Here is a 17,658-nt window from a genome sequence, read left to right as displayed (position 1 = left end):
AAATGAGAGGTGTTTATCAGTAAATAATTAATTAGGTTCCTGAACCTGAACCTGAACCTGCAGTAGAAGTATTACAACCTGCTGGACGATATTTTTCTAATACAGTAGTAGAACAAGACCACGCACCTGTAACACCATTACGAGTCCACGTTAAATCACGTTTACCACTAACTTGTAATGCTTGTGCTGCACTAGCACCAAACTGAGCAACAATAGTAGAATTACTTTCACCTGTACCGAAGGTTACTGTTAAACCTGTTTGCGGAGTTGCTGCACCTATTAAATTACTATTTGTCCAACCAAGTTCACAGGCTGGAGTTGTTGTATCAGTTTTACCATCTAGTAAACAAGTTTCAACAGCAGTTTTAAGTGAACCAGTTTCCGACATCACACGGCTTACTTGTGACTTCGCGATATATGTTTGATATTGCGGAATCGCAATCGCAGCCAAGATACCAATGATCGCAACAACGATCATCAATTCGATAAGAGTAAAACCCTTTTGCATTGATTTCATAACATTTCTCCAATGGATATTTTTTTATAAGCTTTTTTCAGCTATTTAGTAATTAGCATGTTTTATGCCAGTCCTTAGCTTAGCTAATTTTAACCTAAAAAAACAGGGACTTAAAAAAAATTCATGTTGGATAAAATGAGAGCAATTCAGACATTTTAAGAAAAAAAATGACAAATAACGTCATCTTTACTGCTTAATTATTCATTTTTTTTGCTAATGAATTTGATTACTTTCTACTTGTATGTAAATTGAGCGACTCAATTCACAGAAAATTTATTGATATTTTTTTTACCGCTTATCAGAAGATATTTGGCACAATCGACCGATAATAGATTAAATGTACAGAACATTCTGCACATTAATAGATTTTAAACAAAACAACAAGCCCTATTTTAAATGGCAAGATCGCGTTTTAATTTAGAATAATCGGCTCATTCGGCAATTCATTTTGATCATTAAGGTCTGTTTTCACGTAATACAGGTCTAGTATCTGTCCAATCTCCGCAACACCATTATTTACGGCCTGTAGATATTGCTTTTGAGCCAACAACAGTACGATGCTTTGACAGATCCTATTCCAAGTTTCAGTCGGTGTAGCATTTTTTAAACCGCGATCAATCACAATTTCGACTTTACGTTCGCATAGGTTGAGGTATAGCAATACACCACTATTCAGTTCAGTATCCCAAACACCCAATTCAGCAAACAGCTGCTGCGCGCGTAAACGGGTATTTTGATGGTAAGCCTGTGAACACGGAATGTGTCCTTCAATCACCACCTGAATCTCCCCCACATGCCCCTTTTCCGCTTCGTGTACTGCTTTGGCAATCTCGACTCGATCTTGCTTATTGAAATAACGATGCGCCGACGAAACATAAAGGAAATGCTTGAACCAGCGTTTTAAACTTGGCTGTACATGCTCATCTAGTTTAGGCTGAGTAATAATCTGTGTTGTATCTGTCTTGGTTACCATGAGCCTGATGCTCCTCCCCCGCCAAAGCTACCGCCGCCGCCACTATAACCACCGCCACTGCCGCCGCCAAAACCACCTCCGCCGCCACCGCGACCACCACCAGACAAGAACATCTGGAAAATCAACTGTGCGAGTGAAGTGATCAATAAAAAGAAGATTCCGACACCAAGCAATAAGCTCATCACTAGACCCGCACCGTTGACCAAACCAGCAACGGTTGCCGCCACAGCTGCAGTCGAAGCACTCAAACGGTTACCGACAATAAATGATCCGACTACACCCGCAATCAAGATAAACAGTGCCATAGTCAAAGTATTGTCTTTAGCCTGCTGTGCTTGAATTGCTTGTTCATGCCGATCTTTCAATTCTTGCGCCGCTTGCTGTGCAATCTCAGGGTCTAAATTGACGATACGAGTGATTTCATCTAATCCCGCAGAAATCCCTTGTGCATATTGCCCCTGCTTAAAGTAAGGAGTGATTTGATTGCGGATAATTCGACTCAACACCACATCAGGCAGTACGCCCTCCAAACCATAACCCGTCAAGATCTGGATATTACGATCATTGACTGCAATTGCCATCAGTAAGCCATTATCACGTTTTGCTGAGCCAAGCTGCCATTTTTCACCAGTTCTCAACGCAAAATCAAAAATGGCTTCCTGCCCAGTGGTTGGTACGATAATCACCCCGATTTGTGCTTTGCCTTGCTGATACAGACTGAGAATTTTCTGATTGAGTTGCTGCATTTCAGCAGCACTCAATACTTTGGCCTGATCAATCACGGGTTGATTTAAAGTTGGCAAACCACGAATCGATTCGCCCTCTGCCATGTCATTGGTCACTTGAGGCAATGTAGGCGTTTCAACATTTGACGTGGCTGGTGCAGCAGTAGTCTTATTCTTTTGCTGTTCTTGGATAATTTTACCCGCAACAAGCACATCACTTTGATCGGTTGCGGTCGCGACTTCAGCCCAAACCGTATGTTGGAAAAACAGTGTCGCAAAAATAATGGTTAAAACAGGTAGGATTCTCTGCTTTAAGCTCTGCATAAACACGTTCAACATACGGTGACTCCTCACAGTTCGAAACAATTTCAGATATTAATTAAATGAAACTGTTGGCGCTTGCTGTGCAGACTGTTCCGCTTTAAAGTTTTCTTTGGTTTTCATGCCAATGACTTTAGCTGTCAACGCTTGAGGGAATTGACGTACATAGCCGTTGTAATCTTGAACAGTGGTAATATAACGGTTCCGCGCAACTGCGATACGGTTTTCAGTCCCTTCAAGTTGTGCTTGTAAATCACGGAATTGCTCATTGGCTTTTAAGTCAGGATAATTTTCTGAAACCGCAATCAAGCGCGATAATGCACCCGTCAACTGGCTTTGCGCTTGTTGGTATTTCTCAAATAGCGCTGGATCTTCCAACACTTCTTTATCAACTTTTAAGCCCGCAACATTAGAACGTGCTTGAGTGACTTCAACCAAAACCTGCTCTTCATGTTTAGCATAACCTTTCACCACATTGACCAAATTCGGCACAAGATCGGCACGGCGTTGATATTGGTTTTGAACTTCAGACCAAGAAGCAATCACAGCCTCATCTTTGACTTGCAAGGTGTTATAACCACAACCGGTAAATAACAGTGTGCTTGCCAATACAGTTGCCAATGCGGTTTGTTTGATGATTTTCATAAAAATTTATCCTCAAGTTTTTCTTTATATTTTTGCGATAATTCATTGTAATGAGATTTTTTGTCGGCTGTGTAACATTTATTAACGTTGCTTTATCTGAATTTAAATAAAAAAGGCATTACTCAAGAACCTTGATGTAATGCCATGCTAAGCAACTTTGATGGTATTGGATGATGATTAACTATAAATTTTAGAAGAAGTTTCCTCTTGGAAACTTGCCATCCCATATTCATCTGCCATGCGTGCTTTCCAGTAATTCACCAATGCAGTGTAATCGTGTTTGGCAGGATGAAAATCAGCTTGATAATACGATAAATACTCAGGAATCAACTGTAATAGCATTTTACTCAGTAAATACATACCAAACAGATTGCCACCCAATTTCGGTAAGCTCTTCCATTTATCCTGCCAGATCAACCGCGTGGTTGCATAAAACGTCAGGCTAGCAAAGCCTGTCGTCACGCTACGCATCAGTAAACGGCGAATACGATCATCACCATATACTTCTTGGTAAACATCAAATGCAACCGAGCGATGCTCGATTTCTTCAATTGCATGCCAGACCCAGAGCTTCATCGCATCATCATCTAGTGTACTGAGTATTTCTGGGTGTTTTAAAATATAACCGCCTAACATTGCAGTAAAATGCTCAAAGGCACAGGTCAAAGCCAATTGTAATTTCGGATGAATACTTCGCAGCATATCATCCCGTTTTGCCAACCAAGCCTGAAAACGATCCAGATTATAATCCTCACGTCGCCAAGCATCGTTAAACTCAGTATGTGCTTTAGAGTGCATCGCCTCTTGCCCAATAAATGCCGCAATCTGCGCCTGTAGCTGAGGATCTTGTACTTTATCTCGAACATTGCGAACACTATTCACAAAATACTGTTCTCCAATTGGAAATGTTGAAGACAGTGCTGTTAATAGATGTGACATTACTGGGGAATTGGCAAAATAATGACGTTTGATTTTTTTCGGATTAAATTGCAAACGTCGTACTGTAATTCCTAATGCTTTAGGGCGGTTTAAATAGGTTTTTTCCACATTCACATTTGCAAGAGCCATCTCAATTGCCTGCATCATTTTCTAGACTGAGTCCGAGTATTACGCTGGGAAAATGGCAATGACAGGGCAAAAAAGCTTATAAAGTTTGCCAAAACTACCAAAATGATGACTGGTCTAGACCGATGAGATCAGTGCGACACATTCTTCTTGTTTAATTTTTCTCAGGCTCCATATGGCTGCAAGAAACAGTCCGCCCATGATGGCGACCATACTATGAAAGGCAAATAACTGGGCCTGAGCCATAGAATAATGCAGTGTTTCAACGGCCCATTGAATAATAAATGCTGTCAGGGTCCCCAATACTGCAATGCCAAAGGTCAGGCCAAGCTGCCTGAGCATATTTAATATTGCCGCGGCAAAGCTTGCATCTGCCTGCGATACCGAATGTAGACTCAAGGTACTGGAGCTCGGGACAATCAAGCCAATACCTGCCCCCATCATGCCACTTAAGCCAATAAATAGCAGATAAGATGAACTGCTCTGGAAGCTGATCATTGCGATTAACGCCGTTCCCGAAATGAGCAATCCCATTCTAAGTAACGGTAACACACCATAGCGTTGCTGTAACCGACCAAAGCAAATGGAAACCACCGCCTGCATCAGAAATTGTGGGGCAATCAGCCAACCCGCTTGGGCCGCACTTAAATGAACTTGTTCCTGATAAAAGAGTGCAAAGACAAATAAGGAGCTATAGCCTGCAAATCCCAATAGAAAAGAGATCAGATTGAAATGTAAAAAAATGCGGTTATGCAATAAATGTCGTGGAATCAGTGGATGCAACGTATGGTTTTGATGTCGAATAAAAATCAGTGCAAAAACCATCGAAAGCAGGAAACTAAAAACAATCAAATAACCCATATGCGCTTGCTGAACCATGATAATGCTATAGGTCAAGGTGGCTATCGCAATCACGCTATAAATCAATCCCAAATAATCAAAACTGATTTTTTGCTGATATTGATCGTCGGCAATACCTTTGCAACCTAAATATAACGCTAACATTCCAACAGGCAGGTTTAGCCAGAAAATACTTTGCCACCCCAAATAATGCACCATTAAACCACCCATTAGCGGTCCAATAATTAAGGCAAAAGCACTAAATGAACTCCAGTTACCAATTTCTCGTGCCTTGCGATCGGCTTGGGTAAAATGATGCACAATGATTGCCAACGTTAGTGGAATCAGCATCGCACCTGCGACACCCTGAATCACTCGCCCAATAATCAAGATTCCAAAATCAGGCGCTGCGGCACAAATCACCGAGCCAAAAATAAAGATCCCGACACCGACTAACCATAAGCGTTTACGCCCCAACCATTGGCTTAAAGCCCCCACCGCCAACATCAAACTCGACATACTCAGTGCATAGCTATCAATCACCCATTGTAAATCGGCAAGATGACTATTGAACTGGGTTTGAATTGCGGTTAAAGCCAAATTTACACTGCTCAAATCCACCAAGCAAAGAAAGGTACTGGTATACAGCGCAGCAATTAACAGCCTGTCATTGAGTTTCGATGTCATTATTTTATCCACTCAGCACAACAAAAATGAGAATTATTATCATTAGTAGCATAGCAATTTATTGACTGCTTGTTAAAGTTTTTATTTTCTTTGGCCATAAACCATAGACAAAATAAAAAAGCCCAAGCACTGGGCTTGGGCTTTTAAACTTAAATACTGAAAGAAAGCTTACACGCCAAGGTAATCCAAAATACCTTCAGCTGCTTGGCGTCCTTCCCAGATTGCCGTCACAACCAAGTCAGAACCACGTACCATATCACCACCCGCAAAGATTTTTGGATTCGAGGTCTGGAACTTGAACTCTTGTTGTTCAGCCGCGACCACACGACCTGAACCATCTAATCCTACATTTGCAGTGCTAAACCAATCTGCAGGACTTGGACGGAAACCAAATGCAAGTAATACTGCATCTGCTGGTAACACTTCTTCAGAACCCGGAATTGGTTCAGGGCTACGACGACCACGACTGTCAGGCGCACCCATTTGTGTGGTTACAACCTTAACGCCAGTCACTTTGCCATTTTCACCAACAATTTCAATTGGCTGACGGTTGAACAGGAATTTTACGCCCTCTTCATAAGCATTCTTCACTTCACGTGCAGAACCTGGCATGTTGCTTTCATCACGACGGTAAGCACAGGTCACATCATGCGCACCTTGACGCAATGAGGTACGGTTACAGTCCATCGCAGTATCACCACCACCTAGAACGATTACTTTTTTACCGTCTAGATTGATGTATTCGCTTGGATCTTTTTCCCAACCTTGGCAACGATTCACATTGGCAATCAAGAAATCCAATGCATCATGCACACCATTGAGATCTTCACCTGGGAAACCACCTTTCATATAGGTGTAAGTTCCCATTCCCATAAATACAGCATCGTATTCATTCAGAAGTTGTTCAATCGTTACGTCAACACCAATCTCGGTATTTAAACGGAACTCAATGCCCATTCCTGTGAAGATTTCACGACGACGTTTCATCACATCTTTTTCCATTTTAAATTCTGGAATACCAAATGTGAGCAGACCACCGATTTCAGGGCGTTTATCAAATACCACTGGTTTTACGCCACCACGCGCAAGAATATCTGCACAGCCTAAGCCTGCTGGACCAGCACCAATGATCGCAACTTTTTTATCAGTCCATTTAACGCCAGACATATCTGGACGCCAGCCTAATGCAAAAGCCGTATCGTTAATATATTTTTCAGCATTACCAATGGTCACTGCACCAAAACCATCGTTTAAGGTACAAGCACCTTCACATAAACGGTCTTGTGGACAAACACGACCACATACTTCTGGCAAGGTGTTGGTTTGGTGGCAAAGTTCAGCTGCTTGGAAAATTTGACCTTCTGCAATCAGCTTTAACCAGTTTGGAATGTAGTTATGTACAGGACATTTCCATTCACAATACGGGTTACCACAGCCTAAACAACGGTGGGTCTGATTCGCAGCCACTTCCGCAGTAAAAGGTTTATAAATTTCCACAAACTCTGCCTTGCGGACAGTAATATCTTTTTTCTCTGGATCTTGGCGTGCCACATCCAGAAATTGAAAGTCATTATTCAGGCGCTCTGCCATGTCTCTCTCCGTGGGTAGGCGCAGCGATGTCATTCATCTCTGCACCTGCCTATATCTATGCAGTCGTGGAATTATTGTGGATCGGCTTGGGTTGTTTTCAAAAGCGTTTGTAAATTAGCAGCTTTTGGTTTTACCAGCCAGAACTTACGACTATAGAAGTCGAACTCATTACGGATCTTGTAGGCCCAAGCACTACCCGTTTCTTGGATATGTTCATCAAGAATACGCAGTAAGTTTTCTTTGTGGTCTTCCATCGCTTCTGTAGAGATACGATTTAGATCAATAAGTTCGTGGTTATAGTAGTCAACAAAGTCATTATCAAGGTCGAGTACATAAGCAAAACCACCAGTCATGCCTGCACCGAAGTTATGACCCACTTTACCTAATACTGTTACCACACCACCCGTCATATATTCACAACAGTGGTCGCCCGCACCTTCAATCACAGCAAATGCACCTGAGTTACGTACCGCGAAACGCTCGCCCGCAGTTCCCGCAGCAAAGACTTTACCGCCAGTCGCACCATATAAACAGGTGTTACCAATGATCGCAGTATTTTGCGTTTGGAATGGCGAACCTTTTGGTGGGAAGATCGATACTCGACCACCCGCCATACCTTTACCGACATAGTCGTTGGCATCACCTTCCAGTTTGATATGCAAACCACCTGCGTTCCAAACCCCAAGCGACTGACCTGCTGTACCGACAAGGTTCATGACCACTGGGCTGTTTTCCATACCCAAGTTGCCATAACGACGTGCAATTTCACCTGAGATACGTGCACCAATCGAACGATCACAGTTACCTACGGTAAAGTTGAATGAGCCGCCAGCACCTGCTTCAATTGCTGGTAACATCTCTGCCACCATTTTTTCAGCTAAGACACCTTTATCAAATGGCGCATTGCCTTGAACTTGGCAATACTGTGCCTTGCCTTCAGCCGCAGGGTGTGACGTCAATAATGCACTGAGATCAAGATGCGCATGCTTGTCTGTTTCACCCGGTAAAACTTCAAGTAAATCCACACGACCGATCAAATCTTTGAGTGATGCAACACCCAGTGCCGCTAGCCATTCACGCGTTTCTTCTGCAATAAACTTGAAGAAGTTGATCAGCATTTCTGGCTCGCCAATATAATGCTCTTGACGTAAATGGTCTTGTTGCGTTGCAACACCCGTCGCACAGTTATTCAAATGGCAAATACGCAGGTATTTACAACCTAAAGCAATCATTGGTGTTGAACCAAAACCAAAGCTTTCAGCACCTAAAATTGCTGCTTTCACCACGTCTAAACCTGTTTTCAAACCACCATCAGTTTGAACACGGACTTTACCACGCAAATCGTTCACACGAAGCGCTTGATGCGCTTCACTTAAACCAAGTTCCCATGGTGAACCCGCATGGTGAATCGATGACAGCGGAGATGCTGCTGTACCACCGTCATAACCAGAAATGGTAATGAAATCGGCATAGGCTTTTGCAACACCTGCAGCAATCGTTCCAACACCAGGCTCAGAGACCAATTTCACCGATACCATCGCTTGAGGATTGACTTGTTTCAAGTCAAAGATCAATTGCGACAAATCTTCGATCGAATAAATATCGTGGTGTGGCGGTGGAGAAATCAGCGTGACACCCGGCACTGAGTAACGTAAACGTGCAATTAAGCCATTCACTTTACCCCCTGGTAATTGACCACCTTCTCCTGGTTTTGCACCCTGTGCCACTTTAATCTGCAACACTTCAGCAGAGGTTAAGTACGCAGGAGTTACACCAAAACGACCTGATGCAATCTGTTTGATTTTCGAGTTACGAATCGTGCCATAACGCGCAGGATCTTCACCACCCTCACCCGAATTTGAACGACCGCCAATGGTGTTCATGGCAATGGCAATCGCTTCATGCGCTTCTGGTGATAATGCACCTAAAGACATACCCGCAGAGTCAAAGCGTGGAAGAATATCTTCAATCGTTTCAACTTGATCCAATGCAATCGAATTTGTGGTTTTTAACTTAAATAAGTCACGAATCGTTGCAACAGGACGGTTATTCACCAGCTCTGCATATTCTTTAAAGTCTTGGTATTGACCTGAACGCACCGCTTTATGCAGTGAGTTAATCACGTCAGGGTTAAACGCGTGATACTCTTTACCAAATACGAATTTAAGCAAACCACCTTGATCAATCGGTTTACGATGCTGCCAAGCTGTGGTTGCTAGTTTTTTCTGATCTTTCTCTAAGTCTGCAAATGTTGCACCTTGAATACGGCTTGGTACACCAAGGAAACATTTATCCACCACTTCAGATGATAGACCGACCGCTTCGAATAACTGACCACCGCGATAAGAGGCAACGGTAGAGATACCCATTTTAGAAAGGACTTTGAGTAAACCTTTTTCCATCCCTTTACGGAAGTTTGCTTGGGCCTGAATTGGATCACCCAATAACTCGCCTTTTGCAACCAAATCATTGATCACATCATAAGCAAGATATGGATAAACTGCTGTCGCACCAAAGCCAAGTAATACTGCAAATTGATGAGGGTCACGTGCAAAGCCAGTTTCAACTAAAATGTTCGCATCGGTACGCAAACCTGTTTGAATCAAATGATGGTGTACCGCACCTGTTGCCAATGCTGCGTTTGCAGGTAAGAAACCTTCACGGAAGTTTTTATCCGTTAATACGATTAAAGTTTTACCATCACGTACAGCCTGTGCTGATTCTTCACAGATACGTGCGATTGCTGCTTGCAGCCCTTCAGCTTCGACATAGTTCAGATCAATATCGACAACGCCATAACCTTCGCGCTCTTTTTCAACATCGCGAAGCTGCTGCATTTTTGAATTAGACAATACAGGGCTTGAAATAATGATACGGTCTGCATGCTCTGGACCTTGTTCGAACACATTCTGTTCGCGGCCCAAACATGTTTCCAATGACATCACGATCGATTCACGTAATGGATCGATTGGCGGGTTAGTCACTTGTGCAAACTGCTGACGGAAGTAATCAGACACATGGCGAACTTGACGAGACAATACTGCCATTGGCGTATCATCACCCATCGAGCCAACTGCCTCCTGACCACTTTCAGCGATTGGACGTAACAGTTGATCGCGCTCTTCAAATGTCACCATAAACATTTTTTGCGCTGCTTTTAATGCATCGCCAGTTAAGCCTTGATCAACCAATTGTTCTTCAAGCTGTGGATTGGCTTGTAAACGAATCGCATGATCACGCAACCATTCACGATATGGACGCATATTTTTAAGGTGATTGCTGACATCTTTAGTCTCAAGCACTTTGCCTGTCAAAGTATCAATCACTAAAATTTGACCTGGACCCACACGACCTTTAGACACCACATCTTCAGGTTCATAGCCCCATACACCAATCTCAGATGCAAGCGTGATGTAATCATTCTTGGTGATCACCCAACGTGCTGGACGTAAACCATTACGGTCAAGCATACAGATCGCATGACGGCCATCTTGAATCACGAGCCCCGCAGGACCATCCCACGCTTCCATATGCTTCGAGTTAAACTCATAGAACGCACGTAAGTCAGCATCTAAAGTCTCAACGTTTTGCCATGCTGGTGGAACCAACATACGGAGTGCACGGAACAGGTCCATACCACCACCGACTAAGATCTCAAGCATGTTATCCAAGCTTGATGAATCCGAACCAGTACGGTTCACAATTGGATTTAACTCAGTTAAACCTGGTAGTAAAGGGTTTTCAAACTTTGGTGTACGTGCCAATGCCCAGTTACGGTTTGCAGTAATGGTGTTGATTTCACCATTGTGCGCCAAATAACGGAAAGGTTGTGCCAATGGCCAACGTGGTAAGGTATTGGTTGAGAAACGTTGGTGGAAGACCACAATATGTGATTTTAAACGCTCATCCGCCAAGTCAGTATAGAAGTCAGCAATGGCCGCTGGCATCATCAACCCTTTATAGGTGATAACAGTCGTTGCTAACGTCGTCACATAGAAAAGTGGATCATTTTGTAATTGTTGTTCTGCACGACGACGAGCCAAGAAGAGCTTACGGTTAAACTCAACTTCAGTTAAACCCATCGGGCAGTTCACGAGGATTTGTTCAAATGCAGGTAAGGATTGTAGTGCAATCTCACCCAAAGCATCATTATTTGTAGGTACAACACGCCATGCTGCAACAGTTAAACCTTCAGCAGCAATTTCTTTATTCAAAATATTTTTGGCATTTTGTGCTAAAGCAGGATCGATGTTTAGGAATACCGTACCAGCAGCAAAAATCTCAGTCAGGTTACTACCTAATTTCTGTGCTTCTTCACGGAAAAATTGTTTCGGCATCGCCAATAACAATCCGCAACCATCTCCTGTCTTACCATCCGCGGCAATACCACCACGGTGCGTCATGCAACTTAAACTGTGAATCGCAGTTTCGACCAGATGATGGCTTGAGTCACCCTTCATATGGGCAATCAGACCAAAACCACAGTTATCCTTAAACTCATCAGGCTGATATAAACCTTGAGCGGGAGCTACAGTATTAGGCGATGGCATGTGCATAGCGTACCCTTCTTTCAACATGGCTCTTTCGAGCAACAAACAATCAATTCATTTTCTGCGATATTGCCGATTAACTCATACAAAGTTCAATGCTTCGCGAAAACATTTTTCATGGCGAATTTGCAATATACGTCTTTCCTTTACGAGATTGCACTCTATAAAGTGTTTTCAGTTATTACACCTTCACCTAGGTTTGTAAAGCACAAAAACTTTCCATTTCACCCAATTAATGAACTGTTTAGCACAAAACAGGGCAATGAGCAGACAAATTAGCACCACAAAAAAGCAAAAAACATGCCATATATGCATGTTTTTACTAAATCATTAAAAAAGTTAAAATAACATCAAGATATGAAGAAGAATGCACTCATTTTTGCGCACAAAAATGCACCAAAAACTTTCACGGTGCTATAAAAAGAACCACAAACGCACAATTATGGTGCAATTTTAATTAAAAGGGTCACTCACTTCACGCTTAGAAACATCTGAATTTTCTTTTATTTTTTCAGCATTTGCAGGTGGTTTTGGTGCCGATTGGGTCTGTTTTACATTAACGACATTACCCTGCGCATCACGCTGTGTAACTGTGGTCTTCACCGCCGATGGTTCCGTGCTACGTACAGCAGTTGTACTCTGAGACGCGCCGCTTCCCATCAGTAAACTCTCATCCACCCTAGGCAATGCCGCTGGTCTTAACTGAACTGCATAAAGTTGATTGGTTGCTGACTTCATTTCGTCAGCACCTAGATCATTCACTAAGGTCGTATAACTTGAGAATTGATGAGCCGTTGGCTGAACAGATTCTGGTAGGGTTAGATTTAATTGCGCAAATTGACGGCTTGCATCTTCAGCATTTGTAAATACACCATAGCTGAGAACATATTGTTCAACCTGATCTTCACCGCTCAAACGAAAATATATAAACTTTCTGCGATCTTCACGGTTCAATAGAAAATTTTTAACAATCGCTTCATCTGAACTACGGAAAATCTCCATGGTCCATCGCTGCTGATTTTCTTTAATAAATTTAGTGCCACGAAATTCAGGTGCATGATCATTGGAAACAACGACACGTGTTGTTAAATCCAAGGGCTTAACTTCGTCCGAAAGAGCGCCTAAATGTGCTGTCGCAGCAACCTTTTCTGGCTGAATTTGGACTTGAGTTTCGGTTTGGGATGGCTGCTCTTCTTTGACCAACACCTGACTATCGGTAATACCCCAAAATATCAATGCAGCTATTAAACAAGCTACGGCAAAAACCAGCCAGCTATATTGTTGAATATTTTGCCAAATTGATCGTGATACAGCCATGCTTTTCCCAAATGATTAATTATGCAGATTGATTTGCAAGAATAGATTGTTTCATCAGCTCAACATCAAAATCTTTGGTAATCACTGCTTGCCCTAATTTATTCAATAAAACCAAGCGCAATTGACCATTTAAGACTTTTTTATCGTGCGACATATAAGCCAAGAATTCATCTAATGGAATTTTCGGACATGATATCGGTAAATGAGCACGTTGAATGATATTTTTTGTACGTTTCAGATCTTCCGCAGAGATCCAACCTAAACGCTGCGACAAATCTGCAGCCATCACCATCCCTGTTGCTACTGCCTCACCATGTAACCATGTGCCATAACCTAGATAAGATTCAATTGCATGACCGAAAGTATGCCCAAGATTGAGCAACGCACGCTCACCCTGTTCTTTTTCATCATTAGCTACAATACGTGCTTTATGTGCACATGAACGAAAAACTGCTTCAGCCAATAGATTTGCATCACGAGCAACCAAAGCATCCATGTTTTGCTCTAACCAAACAAGAAAATCAGTATCACCCAATAAGGCATATTTAATTACTTCAGCCAAACCTGCAGACAGTTCACGATCAGGCAAGGTATCCAGTTGTGCCATATCTGCTAGTACCACTTGTGGTTGCTGGAAAGCACCCAACATATTTTTACCTAAGGGATGGTTAATTCCCGTCTTACCACCGACACTGGAATCTACTTGTGATAATAACGTGGTGGGCACTTGCACAAAGTTCACACCGCGTTGGAAGCAAGCGGAGGCAAAACCCGCCATATCACCAATCACGCCACCACCTAAAGCCAATACCGTACAATCACGGTTAAAGCCCGCTTCGAGCAGAGCATCGAAAATTAAATTCAAGTGCTGGATATCTTTATATTTTTCACCATCAGGCAAAATGCATTGCGCCACTTGTTTATCCAACTGGGTTAATGCATTCACATAATGTTCGAGATATAACGGTGCAACAGTGGTATTGGACACTAACATCACTTGTCGGCCATGTAGATACGGCTCAAGTAAACTTTTAGGATCTAAATGGCTGCCAATAAAGATCGGATAACGACGATCACCTAACTCAACATGTAACGTTTGCATAAACTTAAACCAACCAGAGACTATTTAACTTGTTTAGATAAAATGACGTGTAAAATACGTTGCGCTAAATCCCGTGCTGCACCTTGATTTGTTTCAATTATATAATGTGCAACCTCACGATATAAAGGATCGCGGATCGTCAATAGATCACGTAATTTTTGCTCTGGATTTTCGACTTGTAATAATGGGCGATTTTTATCACGATAGGTTCGCTGTAGCTGTAGCTCTACAGGCGTATAAAGATAAACAACGATACCGCGTTGTTTTAAAAATTCACGATTCTTCGCTTGAGTAACAACTCCACCACCGGTCGCCAGCACTAATAATGGACGGGAAGTGAGATCATTTAAAACATTGGTTTCACGCAAACGAAATCCAGCTTCCCCTTCTTTTTCAAAAATCCATGGAATGGTCGCGCCTGTTTTGCGTTCGATCTCATGATCACTATCAATAAAATCTCGGCCTAACAATTCTGCTAAATGTCGGCCAACTGTTGTTTTCCCTGCCCCCATCGGCCCTACCAAATAAACATTTGGTAGGGTTTCAAACGCTTTGCTTGGCAACGCGCCACCTATATTCATTGCAATTATTGAAAATATATTAATGATTTCTGGTCAAAGTGTCATTAACAATTCTCGGCGTCACAAAAATAAGCAGTTCACGTTTATTATCTGTTTTGCGCTCCCTACGGAATAATTTACCTAAATAGGGAATATCACCCAAGAAAGGTACCTTTGTCTGTGAATTAATATTCTCTTGTTCGAAAATACCACCAAGCACGACTGTTTCACCATTATCGACCAAAACATTGGTATCAATTGAATTTTTATTAATTGTCAATTGTCCTGTTGGTGTTGGGTTACTTGGTGAATCCTTAGTAATATTGAGCTTCATCATGACTTTACCCTCAGGCGTAATACTTGGGGTAACATCTAGACTTAAGGTTGCATCAATAAACTCGGTTTTCGGCACTGCATTGGCGCCACCTCCCGAAGAAGATGCGTATGGAATTTTAGTACCTGATTCAATTTTTGCAGCCTGTTTGTCCGCAGTCATGACTTTTGGTGTTGAAATTACTTCACCATAACCATCTGCTTGTACTGCAGATAACTCTAGGTCCAGCATAAAGTCAGATAGACTAATCAAACCGAAGGCAATACGACTTGCCCCTGGTGTCACCGCGCCTAAATCCACATTGAGGTTATCTGGACGCTCAATCTCGTATTTCCAACCACCTGTATCACTATTTTTTTGTGGATCGCGTAAATTCCATAAAGTCTTATCGCTCCCCCCCACCAATAGGTCATTATTATTAGTAATCCCCTGAGATAAAATCCCCCACTTCACCCCCATCTCTTTGGTAAAGTCGGTACTAGCACTGACAATCCGCGCTTCAATCATGACTTGCTTAACAGAAACATCGAGTAAATCGACCATCTTGCGAATCTGATCAATTTTCTGTGAAGTATCATTCACAATTAAGGTGTTGGTGCGTGGATCAACCGAAACTGTACCTCGTGGGCTGAGTAACCCGCCTGACAATGTATCATTGCTTACTGAGCCAGAATTACCATTACTATTTGTATTAGCATTCTTGCCTTGCGTAATCAACTTCTCAATATCAACTGCTTTTGCATAGCTCAATTGAATATATTCGGTTTGCAAAGGCGCAAGCTTCACACTTTGTGCAATGGCTTTGGCTTCTTCTTCCTCAGCCTTAATCAACTCAGAAACAGGTGCAATCCAGATCACACTCCCATTACGGCGTTTATCCAAATTTTTGGTTTTTAATACAATATCTAAAGCCTGATCCCATGGTACATCTTTTAAGCGCAAGGTAATATTACCTTGTACCGTATCTGCTGCCACCATATTAATGCCGGTAAAATCAGCCAATAGTTGTAACACTCGACGCACTTCAATATCTTGGAAATCTAAAGAGATTTTGTTGCCGGTATAGGTTTGTGCCTTGGCTTTGGCTGGAGAGTTATCTATAGGGCGTTTCAGACTAATAGTGAGCTTATTCTCTGCCTGATAAGCCATATACTCATAGCTTCCAGCAGATTGAATGGTAATCACACCATTGCCTTTATCGTTATATGCATCAATACTCGCCACAGGTGTTGCAAAATCGTTGGTATTTAAACGGCGGGCTAAATGCGCTGGGATTTTATTGCCCATGGTACGTACGACAATCTTACTGCCTTGTTGTTGTACATCCACAGGGGTGTTGTTACCCAGCAAATCAATCACAACCAAGCCTTCACCTTGGTTGCCTCTTTGGAAACCAATATTGGAAACACCTTGCTGTACCTGACGCGCAGCGGCAGCAGGTGTATTTATCGCAGCAGGTTTGGCTGAGTTAATTTTAAGAACAAAGGTATTGCCTTCAACACGTGTTGTGAATGCACCCGCATCTTTTAAATTCACAATCACACGTGAACGCTGATCATCCGATGCAACCTCAATTGAACTCGCTTCAGCGGTTGATACTGGAATCGAGTTTTGCTTTAGGCCCTGTTGTGACTTATCAAAGTCCAGAATCAAACGAGCAGGTTGTTCAAGTTGATAAGCTTGTGGTTGTGGTGGAAGGCCATTAAACATCACACGAATTTCCGTGCCCTGATCACCCAAACTCATTGGTACGATATTGGTCATACTCACTTGCGCTGATGCCACTTGCATCACCGCAATCGCAATCGCACCCATAGAAAATTGACGGAATGCATGATTCATGGTCTTCGCTTCCCCAAATAAAGAATCTTTAAACTGTTTTTTCATTTTTATTCCCTTAATCCTACGGCGCTGGTCCAATTAAAACGAGTGTACGAGGTCTCTCGACATAGCCTTCTCGACCATCAGGTACAATCTCCACCAAATCGATTTGGGTTGGGCTAATTTTAATAATACGCCCTTGATTCATCCCCAAATAACTTCCGACCTGCACACGTTCAATTTGACCGTCTGGTGTCTGAATCAGAGCAATGGTATTGCTGGTTTTACCCCGCATACTGCCCTTCATATTCAATGATTCCAACGCATAACTTTCTAAAGGCTGTGGCTGGCGATTAAAATTTGGATAAACCCGCTTACCGGCCATAATCTTCAATTCAGCAGCCAATGAACTTGGCATAAATGGGCTTTTAAGCTGATGAGCTGAATAGTTAAACAATGGCACAGGGGTAAAAACTGGTGCTGGCTCAATTGGCAAAGGCGGCTGATTACGAATGTCCGCCATCTTCTGATTCACCGCATCAATACGCGAATCACACCCCACCAAACTCGCCCCAATGAATAAACCCAGTAATAATTTATAATTATTCACT

General features: G+C 42.5%; 13 protein-coding genes. All 13 read right to left on the bottom strand.

Annotation, left to right across the window (positions count from 1 at the left end):
• Positions 1-31 precede the first annotated feature (31 nt).
• The 13 genes from A7P54_RS14185 to A7P54_RS14125 all read right to left on the bottom strand — a co-directional run bounded on the left by A7P54_RS14185 (position 32) and on the right by A7P54_RS14125 (position 17,657).
• Positions 32-517 carry a pilin gene (locus A7P54_RS14185; RefSeq protein ID WP_171549971.1) on the bottom strand — a complete coding sequence of 162 codons (486 nt, stop codon included), beginning with the start codon at positions 515-517 and terminating at the stop codon, positions 32-34.
• Between the two features lie 412 nt (positions 518-929).
• Positions 930-1,490 carry a TPM domain-containing protein gene (locus A7P54_RS14180; RefSeq protein WP_171549970.1) on the bottom strand — a complete coding sequence of 187 codons (561 nt, stop codon included), beginning with the start codon at positions 1,488-1,490 and terminating at the stop codon, positions 930-932.
• A complete protein-coding gene (locus A7P54_RS14175) occupies positions 1,484-2,554 on the bottom strand; it encodes a TPM domain-containing protein (protein ID WP_171549969.1) in 1,071 nt (356 codons plus the stop codon). Before A7P54_RS14175 ends, A7P54_RS14180 begins: the two co-directional genes overlap by 7 nt.
• 36 nt (positions 2,555-2,590) lie before the next feature.
• Entirely contained in the window at positions 2,591-3,181 is a 591-nt protein-coding gene (locus tag A7P54_RS14170; protein WP_033132630.1) for a LemA family protein, read from the bottom strand.
• A gap of 177 nt (positions 3,182-3,358) precedes the next feature.
• The gene (locus A7P54_RS14165; RefSeq protein WP_171549968.1) at positions 3,359-4,249 is read right to left on the bottom strand and encodes a metal-dependent hydrolase; all 891 of its coding nucleotides are present in this window, start codon (positions 4,247-4,249) and stop codon (positions 3,359-3,361) included.
• A 114-nt stretch (positions 4,250-4,363) separates the two neighbouring features.
• Positions 4,364-5,773: an MFS transporter gene (locus A7P54_RS14160; RefSeq protein WP_171549967.1), complete on the bottom strand. Its 1,410-nt coding sequence runs from the start codon at positions 5,771-5,773 to the stop codon at positions 4,364-4,366.
• A 168-nt stretch (positions 5,774-5,941) separates the two neighbouring features.
• Positions 5,942-7,363 carry a glutamate synthase subunit beta gene (locus A7P54_RS14155; protein WP_171549966.1) on the bottom strand — a complete coding sequence of 474 codons (1,422 nt, stop codon included), beginning with the start codon at positions 7,361-7,363 and terminating at the stop codon, positions 5,942-5,944.
• 71 nt (positions 7,364-7,434) lie between these two features.
• Positions 7,435-11,913, bottom strand: a complete 4,479-nt coding sequence (gene gltB, locus A7P54_RS14150) for a glutamate synthase large subunit (RefSeq protein WP_171549965.1) — start codon at positions 11,911-11,913, stop codon at positions 7,435-7,437.
• A gap of 453 nt (positions 11,914-12,366) precedes the next feature.
• On the bottom strand, positions 12,367-13,230 hold the full coding sequence (locus tag A7P54_RS14145; RefSeq protein WP_171549964.1) for a hypothetical protein: 864 nt from the start codon (positions 13,228-13,230) through the stop codon (positions 12,367-12,369).
• Between the two features lie 19 nt (positions 13,231-13,249).
• The gene (gene aroB / locus A7P54_RS14140) at positions 13,250-14,332 is read right to left on the bottom strand and encodes a 3-dehydroquinate synthase (protein WP_171549963.1); all 1,083 of its coding nucleotides are present in this window, start codon (positions 14,330-14,332) and stop codon (positions 13,250-13,252) included.
• Between the two features lie 20 nt (positions 14,333-14,352).
• Entirely contained in the window at positions 14,353-14,913 is a 561-nt protein-coding gene (gene aroK / locus A7P54_RS14135) for a shikimate kinase AroK (RefSeq protein ID WP_005201348.1), read from the bottom strand.
• A 19-nt stretch (positions 14,914-14,932) separates the two neighbouring features.
• Positions 14,933-17,068: a type IV pilus secretin PilQ family protein gene (locus A7P54_RS14130; protein ID WP_171550083.1), complete on the bottom strand. Its 2,136-nt coding sequence runs from the start codon at positions 17,066-17,068 to the stop codon at positions 14,933-14,935.
• A gap of 61 nt (positions 17,069-17,129) precedes the next feature.
• Entirely contained in the window at positions 17,130-17,657 is a 528-nt protein-coding gene (locus A7P54_RS14125) for a pilus assembly protein PilP (RefSeq protein ID WP_171549962.1), read from the bottom strand.
• Between the last annotated feature and the right edge of the window lies 1 nt (position 17,658).

Source organism: Acinetobacter sp. Ac_3412, assembly GCF_013072675.1.
Taxonomy (GTDB): domain Bacteria; phylum Pseudomonadota; class Gammaproteobacteria; order Pseudomonadales; family Moraxellaceae; genus Acinetobacter; species Acinetobacter higginsii.
The sequence above is the reverse complement of the archived record's forward strand: the minus strand, read 5'-3'. Positions and strand labels throughout refer to the sequence as shown.